General features: G+C 41.2%; 18 protein-coding genes. 2 read left to right on the top strand and 16 right to left on the bottom strand.

Annotated elements, in window-relative coordinates; genetic code table 11:
- Positions 1-57: 57 nt before the first annotated feature.
- The 4 genes from KFE17_04340 to KFE17_04355 form a co-directional block, all read right to left on the bottom strand.
- Entirely contained in the window at positions 58-1,812 is a 1,755-nt protein-coding gene (locus KFE17_04340; GenBank protein ID QUO33616.1) for an IS1182 family transposase, read from the bottom strand.
- Between the two features lie 183 nt (positions 1,813-1,995).
- Positions 1,996-3,390, bottom strand: a complete 1,395-nt coding sequence (locus KFE17_04345; GenBank protein QUO32985.1) for an MATE family efflux transporter — start codon at positions 3,388-3,390, stop codon at positions 1,996-1,998.
- Between the two features lie 80 nt (positions 3,391-3,470).
- Positions 3,471-4,475, bottom strand: a complete 1,005-nt coding sequence (trpS, locus tag KFE17_04350; GenBank protein ID QUO32986.1) for a tryptophan--tRNA ligase — start codon at positions 4,473-4,475, stop codon at positions 3,471-3,473.
- Between the two features lie 66 nt (positions 4,476-4,541).
- Positions 4,542-5,165, bottom strand: coding sequence for a histidine phosphatase family protein (locus tag KFE17_04355; protein QUO32987.1), 624 nt, complete (start codon positions 5,163-5,165; stop codon positions 4,542-4,544).
- Between the two features lie 89 nt (positions 5,166-5,254).
- Between KFE17_04355 and KFE17_04360 the strand changes: the two genes are divergently transcribed.
- Entirely contained in the window at positions 5,255-5,740 is a 486-nt protein-coding gene (locus KFE17_04360; protein ID QUO32988.1) for an S-ribosylhomocysteine lyase, read from the top strand.
- Positions 5,741-5,808: 68 nt separating this feature from the next.
- Here KFE17_04360 and KFE17_04365 read toward each other — a convergent pair whose 3' ends face one another.
- From KFE17_04365 to KFE17_04380, 4 genes are read right to left on the bottom strand one after another with little or no spacing between them, the layout of a single operon-like run.
- On the bottom strand, positions 5,809-6,354 hold the full coding sequence (locus KFE17_04365) for a catalase (protein QUO32989.1): 546 nt from the start codon (positions 6,352-6,354) through the stop codon (positions 5,809-5,811).
- A gap of 22 nt (positions 6,355-6,376) precedes the next feature.
- Positions 6,377-7,063: a hypothetical protein gene (locus tag KFE17_04370; protein QUO32990.1), complete on the bottom strand. Its 687-nt coding sequence runs from the start codon at positions 7,061-7,063 to the stop codon at positions 6,377-6,379.
- Positions 7,038-8,768 (bottom strand): glycogen debranching protein, encoded by a 1,731-nt coding sequence (locus tag KFE17_04375; GenBank protein QUO32991.1) that lies wholly within the window; start codon positions 8,766-8,768, stop codon positions 7,038-7,040. The genes KFE17_04370 and KFE17_04375 overlap by 26 nt, the downstream gene beginning before the upstream one ends.
- A gap of 38 nt (positions 8,769-8,806) precedes the next feature.
- A complete protein-coding gene (locus KFE17_04380; protein ID QUO32992.1) occupies positions 8,807-9,787 on the bottom strand; it encodes a substrate-binding domain-containing protein in 981 nt (326 codons plus the stop codon).
- 146 nt (positions 9,788-9,933) lie between these two features.
- Here KFE17_04380 and KFE17_04385 point away from each other — a divergent pair, with 146 nt between their 5' ends.
- Entirely contained in the window at positions 9,934-10,275 is a 342-nt protein-coding gene (locus KFE17_04385; GenBank protein ID QUO32993.1) for a DUF1292 domain-containing protein, read from the top strand.
- Here KFE17_04385 and KFE17_04390 read toward each other — a convergent pair.
- The 8 genes from KFE17_04390 to KFE17_04425 form a co-directional block, all read right to left on the bottom strand.
- Positions 10,258-12,102: an ATP-dependent helicase gene (locus KFE17_04390; protein QUO32994.1), complete on the bottom strand. Its 1,845-nt coding sequence runs from the start codon at positions 12,100-12,102 to the stop codon at positions 10,258-10,260. The two genes, KFE17_04385 and KFE17_04390, sit on opposite strands and share 18 nt — an antisense overlap.
- A gap of 68 nt (positions 12,103-12,170) precedes the next feature.
- Complete coding sequence (locus tag KFE17_04395) at positions 12,171-12,893, bottom strand: NAD-dependent deacetylase (protein QUO33617.1); 723 nt, start codon at positions 12,891-12,893, stop codon at positions 12,171-12,173.
- Between the two features lie 98 nt (positions 12,894-12,991).
- Entirely contained in the window at positions 12,992-13,435 is a 444-nt protein-coding gene (locus KFE17_04400) for a threonine/serine exporter family protein (GenBank protein ID QUO32995.1), read from the bottom strand.
- Position 13,436: 1 nt separating this feature from the next.
- Complete coding sequence (locus tag KFE17_04405; protein ID QUO32996.1) at positions 13,437-14,246, bottom strand: threonine/serine exporter family protein; 810 nt, start codon at positions 14,244-14,246, stop codon at positions 13,437-13,439.
- A gap of 11 nt (positions 14,247-14,257) precedes the next feature.
- Positions 14,258-14,698, bottom strand: coding sequence for a threonine/serine exporter family protein (locus KFE17_04410; protein ID QUO33618.1), 441 nt, complete (start codon positions 14,696-14,698; stop codon positions 14,258-14,260).
- Positions 14,699-14,706: 8 nt separating this feature from the next.
- On the bottom strand, positions 14,707-15,522 hold the full coding sequence (locus KFE17_04415; protein ID QUO32997.1) for a threonine/serine exporter family protein: 816 nt from the start codon (positions 15,520-15,522) through the stop codon (positions 14,707-14,709).
- A gap of 2 nt (positions 15,523-15,524) precedes the next feature.
- Positions 15,525-16,004, bottom strand: coding sequence for a threonine/serine exporter family protein (locus tag KFE17_04420; protein ID QUO32998.1), 480 nt, complete (start codon positions 16,002-16,004; stop codon positions 15,525-15,527).
- A 14-nt stretch (positions 16,005-16,018) separates the two neighbouring features.
- Positions 16,019-16,780, bottom strand: coding sequence for a threonine/serine exporter family protein (locus tag KFE17_04425; GenBank protein QUO32999.1), 762 nt, complete (start codon positions 16,778-16,780; stop codon positions 16,019-16,021).
- Positions 16,781-16,825 lie beyond the last annotated feature (45 nt).

Here is a 16,825-nt window from a genome sequence, read left to right on the forward strand (position 1 = left end):
GTATGTATTTTTGGGCACAAAAACCCCTCAACCTGCATATTTAAACGTACACATTTTCTAAGCAACTGTTTCTTCGATTTTTTTCTCAAATTTTTGGATTTTTTCATGAAGAAAACGATGGTATTTATTTATATTTCTTCCAATCGCATACAGCATGAATTCTTTATATACTTTTTCGGATGTCCGGTAATTGAATCGGCGGAAACTGTCATTTTCTTTAATGTCTCCAAAATGTCCCTCTGTCTGGATGGAACGAATCTGACGATTTAAGATCCCTTTCTCACTCTGGATGTTTTTATGGGATTCTTCTTTCAAAGCTTCCCATTGTTCGTTGATCTTCATCACTTTATTTTTCTCTCTATCTTTTTCGGCATCATATTTATAGAGACATTTTGCTTTATGTTCACAACCACTGCAGTCTGCACATCCATACACTTCAAAGGTTTGTGTATAACCAGTCTGTGCTTTTGTTTCTGTTCGGATATGATGCAATTCTCTTCCGTCATGGCAAATATAATACAACTCATCTTCAAATATCTGCGTTTTCATGTTGTAATATTTTCCGATTTCTTCTGTATACGCACGTGTTTTCCGTTTTTCATGATCCTGCAGCTTGATATAGCTGGAGATTTTATGTTCTTTTAAGTACAGTAGGTTTCTTTCGCTGCAATACCCGCTATCTGCTGTCACTTCCTCAAGAATATCCCCAAATGCTTTTTGATGTTTTTCCAAAACCGGAATCAACGTATTATAATCTGTCCGATCATTGCTGACATAAGTCTGGACAATGAAATAATTCTCTACTGCAATCTGAACATTATATGCCGCTTTTAATTGCCCGTTCAGCATATGATCCTCTTTCATCCGCATAAAAGTAGCTTCCAGATCTGTTTTGGAATAACTGTTTCTGTCTGTTCCCATGATCTCAAAACACTCTTTATATCCCATAAGACGTTCACCACAGGCTTCCAATTCTTCGTAAAGCTGCTGGATTTCCGATTTTCTTTTTCCTTTTCCATAAACAAATGTAATCTGTTCCTGTTCTGCTATCTGTATCAGATTTTTTTGGAGCTTCAGTATCTCCAACGGAGAACAATTGTCAATCTCTATGATTGTATTATTGGATAACTTTTTATGTTTTGTCAGTTTTCTTTTTCGGTTCTTTTCAATCACATCCCGTACTTTCTCCATTCCTTCGATCACGAATATATGCGCATGGTGAATGTCATATTTGATGCCATACTCATTTTCATCAATCAAAACGTTATACTTTTGATACAATAAATCAATAGTATCCAGTAGTCCTGCAAGATGATAATTGATTGTTCCTCTCCAGACAAACGTATAACGGTTCGCATTGGCTTCTATTTTTGTACCGTCAATAAAAAGATTTTTTAGTGTGATGAATCCTTCTTTTTGCAGGCGACGAAGAAACTGATAATTCAGCTCATCCAGTACATCAGCGGTCAGTTTCTTATTCTTGAAGTCATAAAAAGCATCCCGTTTCGGCTTCTGACCTTTCGTAAGCCAGATAAAGGCGAGATCTCTTTCACATAATTCTACAATACGGTCAACAGCTCTTATCCCACGCATGTTTGCGTAAGTAACTACAGCATACATCATGATTGGGTTGTACCCGGTTCTTCCCTTATCAGAACAATTGGCTAATAAGCCAGAAAAATCTAACTCCTCCATCACTTTTTTCAGGGTATAGACTGGATCGTCGTCTGGTAAACACAATTCGAAGAAACTGAAGTTAATTTTCTGTTGCCCTAATTCAAAAAAATCGTTATAATAGTCTTTGTTTAGCATAGTTCCATTATAACATGGAACGGAGAAAATGATGGTTGTCGTTAGCCATCTTTTTCTCTTTTTATGGAAAAGTTTCAGGGGCAGGTTTGACTCATACAAGTCAAATCTGCCCCTGTTTGGAACTATCATTTCCCGACAGCCCCTTTTTATTATGAGCTTTTTCCTGTTCTGGTTTTCCACTTTCTACATCTTTAACCCTTTTTCTTTCCATTTTCCCCGGCGATAACAAATTGCTGTAATCACAGCTCCAAGTACCCAGGAACTTAGTAAGGAAATAAAAATACAACGATAATCTCCTGTCGGCAACTCCGGCGTTCTTGTGAGATATGAAATTCCATAAGCAAGAGGCACGCGGATCAGTACAGTTGTGATCAATGAAATCCACATTGGAGTCATCGTATCTCCTGCCCCTCTCATCACTCCGGAAAGGCTCTGAGTCACTGCCATCGCAATATATCCTACTGCAAGAATTTTCATCATATTGGCGCTCAGCGTCACTAATTCAGAGGTTGTTGTAAAAATTGCCATTAAATATTTACCAAATACAAGGATTGCTGCAGTAATCACTGCCGAAACACCTACCGCAATCAATGTTCCCTGTTTTGCTCCCTGTTCTACCCGATCGTAGCGCTTAGCTCCAACATTTTGTCCTGCATAAGTTGTCATCGCTGTTCCAAAAGAAAAATTCGGCATCATAGCAAATCCGTCTACACGCATAATAATGACGTTCGCTGCAATGACCATTTCTCCGAAACTGTTCGTCAGAGACTGTACGACAACCATCGCCATAGAAAAAATTGCCTGGGTAACTCCGGATGGAAGCCCAAGTCGTATGATCGTTGCTGCATGAAAGCGGTCCATTTTCAAATACTTCCATTTCATATCAAAAACAGCTGTCATTCGCGCCAGTTTAATCATACACAGCACTGCCGATACAACCTGGGCGATCACAGTGGCAAGCGCCACCCCCGCGACTCCCATTTTCAATCCTGCCACAAACCAAATATCCAGTACAATATTAATAACTGTTGCGATCAGCAGATAGATGAGCGCAGATATTGAATCTCCTAATCCCCGCAGTATTCCGCACAGAATGTTATAGTAGGCAACTCCGGCAATTCCCATCAGCAGAATCATTAAATACGAAGCACACCAGTCAATAATACTTTCCGGTGTATTCAGCATATGTAAAAGCGGCTTCACTAAGGCTGCCCCTAAAACCATAATAATTACTGACGCCAGTGCTGTTAATGTAATACAGTTCCCAATCGTCTTTGACAACTCTTCTCTCTGCTTCGCGCCAAAATATTGCGACACCATAACGCTTGCACCGACAGAAATTCCAATAAAAAGCACAAGCAGCAGATTAAAGATCGGACTTGCACTTCCAACCGCTGCTAATGCATTATCACCCACATATCTTCCGACAACGATACTATCTACGGTATTATAAAGCTGCTGTGCAATATTTCCAATCAGCATCGGTATCGTAAATATTACAATCTGCTCCCAGGGTTTCCCAACGGTCATATCCGCCGGAGCAAATAATTTCTTCAGACTAATTCCCATCTTTCGCATTCTTCTCCTTCTCATATGTTTTGAAAAGCGAAGGTTTTTTCAAACCCTCGCTTCTTTTACTCTCATCATACAGCTTACACTTAGCGAATCCGCTCTGGAAAGCCCACCTTTTTCTGCACTTTTCGAAGCGTTTTCATTGCATAATAGTTCGCCTTCTCAGCATTCTCCTTAATGATACCGTCAAGGTAGGATTTCTCCTGTGAAAGACGTGCAACTTCATCCTGAAGTGGTTTCAAAACTGCAATAACAGCTTCTCCTACAGCTGGTTTCAGCTCTCCATAACCCTTACCGGCAAATTCCTTCTCAACTTCCTGCGGAGTCTTGCCGGTACATGCACAATAGATATCAATGAGATTCTTAACTCCCGGCTGCTCCGGACGATAGCAGATCATTCCTTCAGAGTCTGTCACAGCTCTCTTGAATTTTCTCATAATCGTATCCGGATCATCCATCAGATAAATACTTCCATTTGGATTCTCGTCAGATTTAGACATCTTTTTCGCCGGATCCTGAAGACTCATAATCTTTGCTCCGACTTTACCGATATACGCTTCCGGAACAGTAAATACATCTCCATAAATATTGTTAAACCGCTCAGCAATGTTTCTTGTAAGTTCCAAATGCTGCATCTGGTCAATTCCAACCGGAACTACATCTGTCTGATACAGCAGAATATCTGATGCCATCAATACCGGATATGTAAACAGACCTGCATTGATATTGTCTGCATGTTTTGATGATTTATCTTTAAACTGTGTCATCCGGTTCAGCTCACCCATATATGTAAAGCAGTTAAGAATCCATGCAAGTTCCGCATGTCCTGATACATGCGACTGATAATAAATACAATTCTTCTTCGGATCCAGTCCTGCAGCGATATAAAGTGTCAAAAGCGCTCTCGCTCTCTTGCGAAGTGTTGCCGGATCCTGGCGCACGGTAATCGAATGCATATCTACAACACTGTAAAAACATTCATACTCATCGCTCAGTGTAATCCAGTTCTTCAATGCTCCCAGATAATTTCCAAGTGTCAGATTCCCTGTTGCCTGCATTCCACTGAACAATACTTTTTTATCATTTATCATGTCGATCCCTCCCAAATGTTCTTTTTTTAGTTTATCATTCTTCGATTCTATCGTCAAGCATCCATCCTACCACGGTTTCACAATATCTTTATAATAAGTATGATTCTCTTCCAAAATTTGATAGTTCATGCCATCGTCTTCCAAAATTGTCACAGCACAGTTTTTGTGGACGCCTCCGTCCCACACAGCAGACAATTCCTTTTTCTTTACTACCAGATTTAAAAGTGCGCAAAGCGCCGCTCCATGTGTTGATAATAACACTGTCTTTAGCTGCTTTTCTCGAAGCTCTTTCATAAATGCTTCCAACCGTCTCTTCGCTTCCTCAAAAGATTCTCCCTCTGTTGGCGGAACATACTTGTCTGGTGCGTCAAAAAAATTCTGAAATGCCAGGTCTGGAATATTCCAGCTATCCTTTGCAGCAGACAGTCCTTCATAAATTCCAAAGCTCATCTCAATTAATCTCTCATCACAAAGAATCGGCGCCCGTCCTCCTGATACAATCTGCGCTGTTTCTTTTGCTCGCTCAAGCGGACTTGTATATACTGCGTCAAAGCTTACCTCTAAAAGTGCCTTTCTAGTTTCTTCTGCCAAATGCCTTCCAAATGCATTCAATGGAACGTCTTTTCGTCCCTGCATTCTTCTTGTCTGATTCCAGTCTGTTTCTCCGTGTCTGATAATATATATTTTCATTCCATCATTCCTCTTTCTAAAGTTTCTTGTATTTCCCCTCTCTGTCCGTTATAATAAAAATCACAAAATAAAGGAGGTTTTCTATCATTATGGAAAAAATCACAAGCTTTACAATAGACCATCTTCGTCTGATTCCAGGACTTTATGTGTCCCGCGTAGACTTTGTTGAAGGACATCCGATTACAACATTTGATATCCGCATTACCAACCCAAACGAAGAGCCTGTTATGAATACGGCTGAAATTCATACAATCGAACATCTTGCAGCCACATTTTTACGCAATCACCCGACTGCCGGACCAAAGACAATCTACTTTGGACCAATGGGCTGCCGCACAGGCTTTTATCTGTTACTTAGCGGTTCCCTCACTTCACGAGAGATCATCCCGCTTATGACTGAACTTTTTACATTTATTGCTGAATTTGAAGGCAATATTCCTGGTGCTTCCGCAAAAGACTGCGGCAATTATCTGGATATGAACCTTCCAATGGCAAAATATATCGCCCGCAAATATTTAGCAGAAGTTCTGACAGATATTGATGATTCTCGACTGATCTATCCGGCAAATGACTAATCTCTTATTATAAAACTCCCGGCAAAAGCGCTGTTCTTTCCAGTACAGACCGGCTTCTGCTGGGAGTTTTAACGATTGTGTTTTAAAATCGTATTTCGGATATATGAAAAAGTCTTTCGTTCTCCTTTTTCCGCCAACATCTCAAGTAGATGTTTTAATAACTTTCTTGTTTTTGGATGAATCATCATTCCAACTGCCCCTTGCTCATAATACTTCAACGGACTTCGATCTGTATATGCATCTCTCTCATATGTTTTTGATGCAGCAATCCGGTCAAGAAACATTTCTATGACATAGTTGACCGGCATTTCCAGGCCAATCATTCCTTCTCCCGGCTTCATACTATAATCAATCCAGTATTCATAATGATGTCTGTTTCTTCCCTTATGATGCAGCCATGCTTTTGAATATCCTGTCTCTTCCCGCTCTGCATTATTGGGACTTCGTGTGCCCTGATAGTATTTACAGCCAACCTTAAATTCTGTCCAACTGTATTTGGACAGATCATGGAGCAGCCCCTGCCGATACAATCCGACACAAAAACAAAAGCGCATCACCATATGGCGGTGATGTGTAATAGTACACAAATGTCCCCATATATTAGCAAGTCTCATAAAACACCTCTCGTCTCTTCCATTAAACAATCAGGGAAATCACATGCAGCAACAGCAAATGCACAGGATAGAACAGATAGAAAAAATATTTCATCTTTTTCCCTTCTTTTCCATTATAGCACAAAATAGGAACTGCGGATAGCGCTGCTGCCCCTTGTACAGAACCTAACTGCCACAGTGACAAAGCTAAATTGTATCCGGCCACTGACAACGCTGCCGCTCTTCGATTCTGATAAAAGATATAAAACAGAAAAATCATAAAAATCCCTTTTTCTGAATAATCTGTCCGAAGAACCACTGTCAGTAACATTGCCAACAGTACTGCACCAATTTTCAGCACCCCAAAAACAGCCCCTGACTGTCTTTTATCGATCCATTCCAATGCCGTCATCATCAATACTCCAATTGTCAATGTCCAAAATACATTCTGATGCTGCGGTACAAACCAATTTCCAAAAATCGCTATATTAAACGGCAATTCAGATATCACTGCGAATGCGGCAAGCCGCAGTGCATAACGCTTTCGATCATGTGTATAATGAAACCCTTCCACAAGCAAAAAGCAGAAAATGGGAAATGCAAGCCGTCCAATCACACGCAGCATCCAACACTGGGGAAATAATACATGCCCGATATGATCAATGGCCATTGTCACAATTCCAATCCATTTCAGCTGAAAACCACTAATTCCTGTCATCTTTTTCCTCATCTTTGTTTTTCCCTGTCAATACAACAATCGTTCTTCCCGGCACTATAATGCTCTTCTTCTTCCCAAGCGGCGTTGGATTCTCTAAGACACCATCTTGTGTGGATACTGATAAGTGCCATTCTTTGCTCTTTGAAAGCGTTGGTATCGCAAATGTATGCTCTACCCAATGCATGTTTAAAGCAATAAAACAGTCTTCTGTCTCCAGCGCTTCACCACTCAAAAAAACTCCAAGCTGACGGCTGTCATACTGATCCGGCGCCTGCCATGCATTTTCTCCATGATAGGAAATATCAGGAACACCGCAGCTCTTCTGGTCCATCCCAAGCAGCAGGTGATTCTGATGCAGAACCGGATGCTCCTTCCGAAATCGGATCAGTTCCTTAACAAACTCTGTCAATTCCATCTCCCGCATTCCCCGATGCCAGTTAAGCCATCCTGTTTCATTATCCTGACAGTACACATTGTTATTTCCATTTTGGCTGTTTCCAAATTCATCTCCTGCTAAAATACAAGGCGTTCCCTGAGATAACAGCAGCATTAGAAAGGCATTTCTTATCTGTCCATCTCTCAGCTTCAGAATCTGCTTCTTCCTGGTTGGCCCCTCCGTCCCGCAGTTCCAACTGAAATTACAATCCGGACCATCTGTATTATTCTCTCCATTTTCTTCATTATGCTTTGTATCATAAGAAACCAGATCTGTCAGTGTGAACCCAGTATGGTTGGTTATGTAATTGATTGTATGATCAGCCTTTGGAAGTCTGCGCATCTGCCACATAACTTCCGGTACCATTCCCTCGTCTCCTTTCAGAAAACGCCGGATGCTGTTCTGAAATCCATTGTCATAACAGATAATTTTCAATCCTTTTAGCAATGGATCTTTCAAAATGCTGTTCATCGGCGCTAATGCCGGATTCAATACAAAGCCGTCTACATGATATTCCATCAAATATGCATACAGACACTCCACAATCATCTGTGGATGGATAGATTCATCAAAAGGCAGATTCAGTATGACTTCAATTCCCGCCTTATGACAGGCTTTTACCATATCTTTCAATTCCTTCACACTATGTCCATTGGAAGCATACGCTGATTTCGGCGCAAAACAGTATGACGGACCATATCCCCAATAATTTATATATTTCTCACCGCATTCTTCAAACTCATAGACCGGCATACAATGAATCTGATTGACTCCCACCTCCAATAAGTAGGGGATTTTTTCAATCACCCCGGCAAATGTTCCTTTCTTTCTTATTCTGGAAGATCTGTCTTTTGTAAACCCTCTCACATGGAGATTATATGCAATGACCTCCTCTTCCGGAATCTGCAGCAGCTTATCTTCCTCCCAATCATATGCGCTGCTAACAAGCTTACCGCGAAGCTTCATTTCTTTCGAGTCACCGACTTGCCCCCAGCATTTTTTCCCGGCTATTTCCTTTACATAAGGATCCATAACGAGCTTACCGTCAACTTCATAGTTATATTCGTATTTTCGCGCGTCAATTCCTTCTACTGCCAGAAAACGCACTTCACCAATCGCGTCTTCTTTCGTCATCTCAAATATCTGCTCCGGTTCCTCTGTACCGGCTCTGTATAATAATAATCTGCATGTCTTTTCTTCTTCCACTGCCACGGAAAAATTCACGCATGTTCCGTGCACTGTTGTTCCCAGAGGAAGTGGTCTTCCATTTTTTCTTTTCATAGTGAATGATCCCTTTCTGCTGTTAGCTTTGCTGACATTTATTGCCATCCATCCGTTCCATAAATGTCAACATTATCCTGATTGATAAAAAAGACTTCCTCATAAACGGTCTCTTCATAGTCTTCTCCCTGCATCATAAGAATCGCTGTCTCAACCGCATCTTTTGCCATCTTAATCGGCGCCTGTCCGCTTGTCCCTGCTACAGGAGTATCCGGTTTCTCCAACTCCTTTTTTAATTCCGGTGATCCGTCTACACTGTAAATCCGAACTTCTGTTCTCTTCAGTTCCTTTACTGCATCAAGGGCTCCAAGGGCAATCTGATCATTTCCGCACATAATCGCCGTCACATCTTCATGTGCCAAAAGCAATTCTCTGGCTGCCGCAAGTGAGCTTTGTCGATCTCCCCGTACATCGCTCCTTCCAACAATTTCAAATCCTTTTTCACTAATAGCTGTCTCAAATCCTGTGATACGGTCATTAATGGAATTCATTGTTGGACATTCAAGAAGAACAATCCGTCCTCCGTCCGGCGCTTCTTCTACAAGCTGTTTTCCGCAAAGCTCCCCTGCTGCCGTATTATCCGAACCAATATATGCATCTATCATATCAAGATTCTTCACTTCCGTATCCAGGTTAATGATTTTCACATCTGCATCTTTCAAATGCTGAAGCGCCGGTTCAATAGCTTCCCAATCTACCGGTGTCAAAAAGATTGCCTGAATTCCTTCTTCAATCATCTCATCAATCTGAGTAATCTGCAGATCCGCATCCAACTTTGGATCTTTTGTTATCAATGTACTTCCACTATTCTCCACATGCTCCCGTACAGCAGATTCCAACGCTCCATAATACGGATTCTCCATCGTAATCGCTGAGAATCCAAACCGGTATGTTTCCACCTCTTCCTCCGGCTCCTGTGGTTTTGCATTATCCTCCGGTGTTCCTACATCTTTCTTGCATCCGGCGAGGCCGAACAATAATAACAATATGGTTATTGCTGCAAAAATTCTTTTTTTCATCTTATCCTCCCGTAATTTCGTCATAATTACTTATTATTTTATCGTCTTTTTGTCCAATGTCAATAGATGTCTCCTTGCATTTTTCTTGCATTTTTCTTCCATGTCTGCTAAAGTGATAATATCAAAATAGAAAAGGAGAACTTAACATGAGCGAACATACTTGTGGATGCGGTCATGAAGACTGCAATTGTGAAGAAGTACAGTCTACAGTCACATTGACACTTGATAACGATGAGGTAGTAGAATGTGCTATCCTTACAATCTATGAAGCCGGAGAACATTCTTACATTGCTCTTCTTCCGCTGGATGAAGACGGAGAACAGGCAAACGATGATGTTTATCTGTACCGTTTTGTTGAACCGGAGACAGAAGACGGCGAACCAACTCTTGAGAACATCGAAGACGATGACGAATATGAAGTTGCTGCCGATGCATTTGACGAATGGCTTGACTCTCTGGAATATGACGATTTAGACGTCGAAGAGTAATTCAGATAAAAAACGGGAAGGGGATTGTCTCTTTCCGTTTTTTTCTCTTCGATATGTTACAAATAACTTTCTTTTTGCCCGCGTCATTGCCACATAGAACATTCTTCGTTCTTCTTCGATTGCCGCAGGTGTTTTCGCTTTCTTATACGGAATCTCATCTTCATTGGCTCCGATAATAAATACGGTATCATATTCAAGTCCTTTCGCTCCATGCATTGTCAGAAGCACAAGCTCATCTTCATCCGAAGGCCCTTTTTCTCTTTGTTCTTTTAATTCTTCTGTATATTTCTGTACAAATGTAAACCATTCTTCAATCGTCTGATGTCCGGCAGCCTGCTCCTGAATATAGTCGAGTGTTTCTGTCAGACCACTGAGACTGCTGTGTTTTTCTTCTGCATATTCTTTCAGAAACTCATCATATCCAATCTTCTTTCGAATATATTTGATTGCCTGCTCCGGAGTCATAGTTTTCATCTGATGAATATCATACTCCAGCTGTCGGATTCTTTTCTGCATCCATTCTTTATCGCAATAATAATTCATCATATCTTCAAAAGACACGATTGCCTTCTCCAGGCTGTTTCGGGCAAGATAACGTTTCGGACGATTTAGTATCATAAGAAAATCACTTCGTTCACGACTTCCTTTTGCTAATCTCAAATATGCTGCCAGGTCTCTTGCAATAAAATGCTCATAAATATTAGGAATATATTCTTTCATCTGAAATGGAATATGGTATTCTGTACAACATTCTACAAATGTCCGTACGCTAAGACTGGTGCGAAACAGCACTGCCATATCCTTATAGGGAATTCCAATCTGATGTCTTCTCTGTACTTCTCCCAGAATATATCTGCTTTCTTCCGCCGCATCTTTTGTCTCCTGCACATGTACGTCTTCGCCAGCTTCTCCAACAGCTTCAAATATTTTAGGAAATCTTGCTGCATTATGAGAAACAACTCTGGATGCTGCCGTCACAATTTTCTTTGTGGAACGATAATTTTTATTCAAAAAAATCTCTTTGGCTTTTGGGTAATCCTTCTGAAAGCCGAGCATAATTCCGGGACGCGCTCCCCGGAACTCATAGATTGACTGATCATCATCTCCTACAATAAACAGATTCTGCTCTGGTTCAGCCAAAAGTTGTACAATCTTATATTGCACCGGATTAATATCCTGAAATTCGTCTATCATTAAATATCGGAATTTTTTCTGCCATTGTTTCAAAATATCCGGATATTTTTCAAACAATTCCAGACAGGACACAAGCATATCATCAAAATCAAGCTTTTTCATCTCTTTTCGCTTTCTCTCATATGAGTTATAAATTTCGCGAAAAATATCCGGCCGCACATGCTTTGATACAAATGTTTCCACACGCAAACGATTATTTTTTATTGCACCAATATCTTCCAGCACACCTGCCAGAATATCTTCTTCCTCTCCCTCTGCATCATCCCATTCAATATAACAATGGGACAGCTCTTCTTTCACAAGCCGTTTTTTCTCCTCATCCGACATGATATTTGCCGCATCAATGTGATACGCCCACTTCAGAATCCCATAAAACACTGCATGAAAAGTACCAAATGTAATCGGTGTCTTCTGCTTATTTGTAGCTTTTAAATAGCGTTCTTTCATTTCCCTCGCCGCAGCTTTCGTAAATGTAATGACAAGGATCTCCTGCGGCGAAATATTTGCCTGTTCTGTCATATAAATAATCCTTTTCACAAGGGTAAAGGTCTTTCCGGAACCAGGTCCTGCCAATACCATACATGGGCCTTGCGTATGCGTAACCGCCTGCTGCTGTGCCTCATTTAATTCCATATACTTCCTCCTAAAAACAGCAGGAGTTGATGCTCCTGCTGCTATCTTCATATATTATAATAAAATCACTAACATTCAAGAAGAATTTCTGCCAGCATCTTCTCCAATGTAGCATCTACCCGCTCATGAATCACATAATCTGCATACTTATCTGAAAAATGTTCCTCCGGTTTTACAAGCACGAGCTTATTCCCCTGGTAGTACTTTACAAGCTGAGCACATAGATTTGAATGCAGCTGAGTTCCAAGTACAAGTAAGACATCTGCTTTCTCTACCTCTGCGGCAGCCTTTGTCATAACCCGGTTGTCTACCATCTCACCAAACAAAATGATATCCGGACGGATCACTGTTCCACATTTCTCACAGCGCGGAACACGTCGGCTGTTCTTAATATAATCCACATCATAACTCTCTCCACAGTGCGGACAACTATTTGTTAAAATATTTCCATGAAGATTGATCACATGCTTACATCCAGCCCGTTCCGGCAAACCAAAAATCCTCTTTGTAATAACTGACCGTAAAATTCCCAGTTCTTCCATCTTGGCAAGGAGCTGAAATCCTATTCCTGGTTCTTTGTCAAGTGCGCTCAAAACTTCCTTGCGATAGAACTGATAAAACAGCTCTGTCCGATTATTAAAACAGCTGCAATGCAACAGTTCTTCCGTACAGAGTCCATACCTTTGCTCAATCTCGTAGGACACCTCGCCATCGCGAAGCGCCGGATAGTCGTTCTCCGCAATCATTCCATATCCGCTTAACGCTACTGTGTATTTACTTTCCTGCAACATTTGACCTAAAATTTTAACCATAAGCTCACCCCTCTTATCTCTGGCTCTTTATCATTTTACCATGATTCCTGTTCTTCATCAATATGCAACCGGCACTTCTATTCCTTTTGTCTCGTTCTGATTCGAAACCATTTTCCCGGCAGCGAAATAATAAACACCATTCCTACTACAATTGCAAAAGAAACTTTCAGCGATTCTACCCCCTTCTGCGCCGCTAATGTCATATCATTCATCACAAAATAGTACGCAGTATAATAGATTCCTGCTCCCGGCACAAGGGGAATAATCCCCGGAATCAAAAATTCTGTTGCCGGACATTTCTTCACTGCTGCAAAAATACGAGCCATAAAGGTAATCAGTACTCCACTCAGAAACGAAGCTACTGCCACAGAAGTCGGCTCGTTTGTCAGATAATAACAGGTCCACCCAAGCATGCCATTGATACCGCCAAATACATAACACCGTTTTGGAATATTAAACAAAATACAAAAAGAAAGTGTTGCTAAAAAGGAACACACCATATTAATCAACAACGCAAACATCTTACATTACTCCTATCAGATAATTATAACAAGTCCATGCGAATCCTACTCCGATTGCAATATAGGCAAAAACAAAAATTGCATCTGTAATCCGAACCGTTCCTGAAATAAAATCACTGTCCGCAATATCTCTGATTGCATTTGTAAATGCCACTCCCGGCACAAGAGGCATTACCGAACCAATGATCAATTTATCCGGACGCAGCACCGGAAAGATCCAGGATGCTCCAATAGCCAAAAATGTAATGATGACGCCTCCGATAATATTGGTAACGATTTTCGAAAGACCACGTCTTCCTGCACATACAATCCATATATAGAGAAGAAGTCCTGTAAAAAATGCCCCGACACCTTCCATCGCAGTTGCCCCAAACATATATCCGAGACAACCGCTCGCCATACCAGCTGCAAGCACCTGTGCAAGTCCACTATTCGGCTTAATCTGTTCTATCTCTTTCAATTTTTCAAAAGCCTCATCAATGGTATACAACCCTGCCTCAATCTGCCTGGAAAGATCGTTGATCTCTGCCACAATTTCTAAATGCGCCCCTGACATCGGAACATTTTTTACCTTCGCAAACAATTCTCTCTTTTCTCCTTCCAGAGAAACAATGATTGCGTTGCTTACTGTAAATGTATCTACATTATCATAGCCATAATATTTGCAGATTCTGTGCATCGTTTCTTCTACACGAAAAATCTCCGCTCCACTCCTGAGAAGAATCTGCCCTGCCTCAAGAGCAAGTTTCAACACCCGATAGATTTCTTCGTCCTTATCATCTACTTCCCTAATAATCTTCTCTTCCCCCACAGCTTTTCTCCTTAGTTCTGATTTCTATTCCTTTGATTCTTATTTCCAAACCAACTGCCCGGAAGTGACAGTACACAGACAATTCCAAGCACGATTCCAAAAGCATCCTGAAGTGCGGACAGTCCATATGATGCAGCGGCAATCATATCTCCTGCCACAAGGTTATATGCTGTATGATAAACTCTCGCTCCCGGCACGATTGGGAAAATCCCTGCAATCAAAAAGACTGTGATCGGACATTTCAGTCTCGTTGCCATGATTCTGGAACTCAACACAATCATAACCGTTCCAATAAAACAGCATACAGCAGAAGACAGATGTGGCTGTGCAAGGTAATATCCCATCCATCCAAGCATACCGGCAAGTCCGCAACCAAAATAATAGCGGCGCTGCACATTAAATAATGTAGAAAACATCATCGTTCCGAAAAAAGAACAAAACATCTGTAACATTACTTCTATCATGACAGAACACCTCCAAATAGGCTTGCATAAGTCGATAGAACAATTCCTACTCCAATGGCAATATAGACAAACACAAGAATCGCATCCAACATTCTGACAATTCCGGAAATAAAATCACTATCCGCCAGATCCCGAATCGCATTTACAAATGCAACTCCGGGAATTAGAGGGAAGATAGAACCGCTGATAATTAAGCTCAATCGCATTCCCTCCTGTACGATACAATCAGTATACAAAATTCCAAGCAACGTTATCAACCCTCCGCCAAGAATATTTGTCAATATTTTCGAAAGGTAAAAGCGTTTCATAATTAACAGCGCCGCAAATACTGCTGCACCGCTTATCATTGTCATCATGCATTCCCAAAATGTTGCGCCAAGCAGATAAATAAAGCAAGCACTTCCAAGACCTGATCCTATAATCTGTACGATGTAGTTAGTTGCAGGCATATTTTTTATTTCCTGAAGTCGTTCTTTTGCTTTTGCTACATCCACATTCCCTGCAGCAATATCTCTGGACAATTTATTTACTTCCGTAATAATTCCAAGATGAATTCCTGACATTGGAATTGCCCTTACCCTTGCGAATACCTCGTGTTCTTTATTGCTTGCCGTTATAAAAATGCCGTTGCTCAGCACAAAAGCATCTACCGTCTCAATCAGAAATTTCTTACAAATCCGGTCGATAGTTTCCTCTACTCTCGAAATTTCCGCACCATGCTTCAGCAATATCTCACCAGCTTCAAGCGCCAGTTCCAGAACCTGATGCATTTCTTCTTTTTTTTCTTGTTCTATCACTTCAAGACTACTCATACTTATCTCCCTGTCTCACGCTTCTCTCCCTGTCTTACATAACGCAGCGAATTCTGTTTCCACCCATCACGGACAAAGAGTTTAAAAAAACTCTCCGTCAAAAATACTGCAAGCGCAATCACACCCGCAATCTGCAGCGTCTCCGCTAAATAATACTCCGTCATTGCCGCATTTCCGGAAATAACGCTGTAAACGACACGATACATTCCTGCACCAGGTACTGTCGGCAAAATCCCGCCAAGCAAAAAAATAATGACCGGCGTTTTATACTTTCTTGCAAGTATATGTGATACGATTCCTGCCAGAATTGCTGACACAAATGCTGCCATCGTCTCTCCTAACATCCATTTGATTCCAAGCAGATATACAAAACCTGACAATGCACCAACCGCTCCCGCCAAAAGTACATACTTGCGCGGAGTATCCAATAGCACTGCAAAACCTACAATTGCGATAAATGTTCCCAATACTTCTATCAACATAGCTTATTCCCCCTTTATGGCAAATAACTGGAAAGTGCCATCGCTGCTCCAACGCCAATCGCAATCGCTGCCGCTTTTAAAAATGCCTCCAGAATCCTCGCACATCCGGAAACATAATCTCCCTGCAGAGTATCCCGCACTGCATTCGTAATTGCCACTCCCGGAACAAGGGGCATGATTGCTCCAATAATTACAGCTTCTAAATTCATCGTCAAAAACACCGTATGTTTCAGCAGAAGAGCTGCTGCCCCCAATGCCAGAGCAGAAATAATATCCTGTATAATCACATTCGTATGAAGGTGATCACAAAACTGTATCATTCCTGCCAAGACGCCTCCAACGCAAAGCGATGCCAATACTTCCATCCACCCTCCGCCAAACATAAGTGTAAATCCAGTAACAATCATCATGGTCGAAATACTCTTTGTTCCCTGCCGGTATAGATCACTTCCAATCTTCTGCAATGCATCATAGGCTTCTTGCAGAGTTATCTCACCTCCGCAGTATCTTCTGGAAATATCATTGACTCTCACAATTTTATAAAGATGCATCCCTCTTTTTTTTACCCGGGAGATCATTGTTACCGGCTGACTCATTGCACTGTCATAAAGTGTTGCCATAATGCCTGTAATCGTTGCATGTACTTCAATGTATTCACATCCGGAGGTTTTAAGAATATGGTTCATCGTGTCTTCAGCGCGATATGTCTCTGCACCGCTTTTTAATAATAGCTCTCCCGCACAGATTGCTGTGCGCATCAATAACTGATATTCCATTTCCTCTCCGCCTCCTTTTTTGCCCATTCTACATTTATGCATAAT

The organism is Faecalicatena sp. Marseille-Q4148, assembly GCA_018228665.1.
In the GTDB taxonomy this organism is placed as follows: domain Bacteria; phylum Bacillota; class Clostridia; order Lachnospirales; family Lachnospiraceae; genus UBA9414.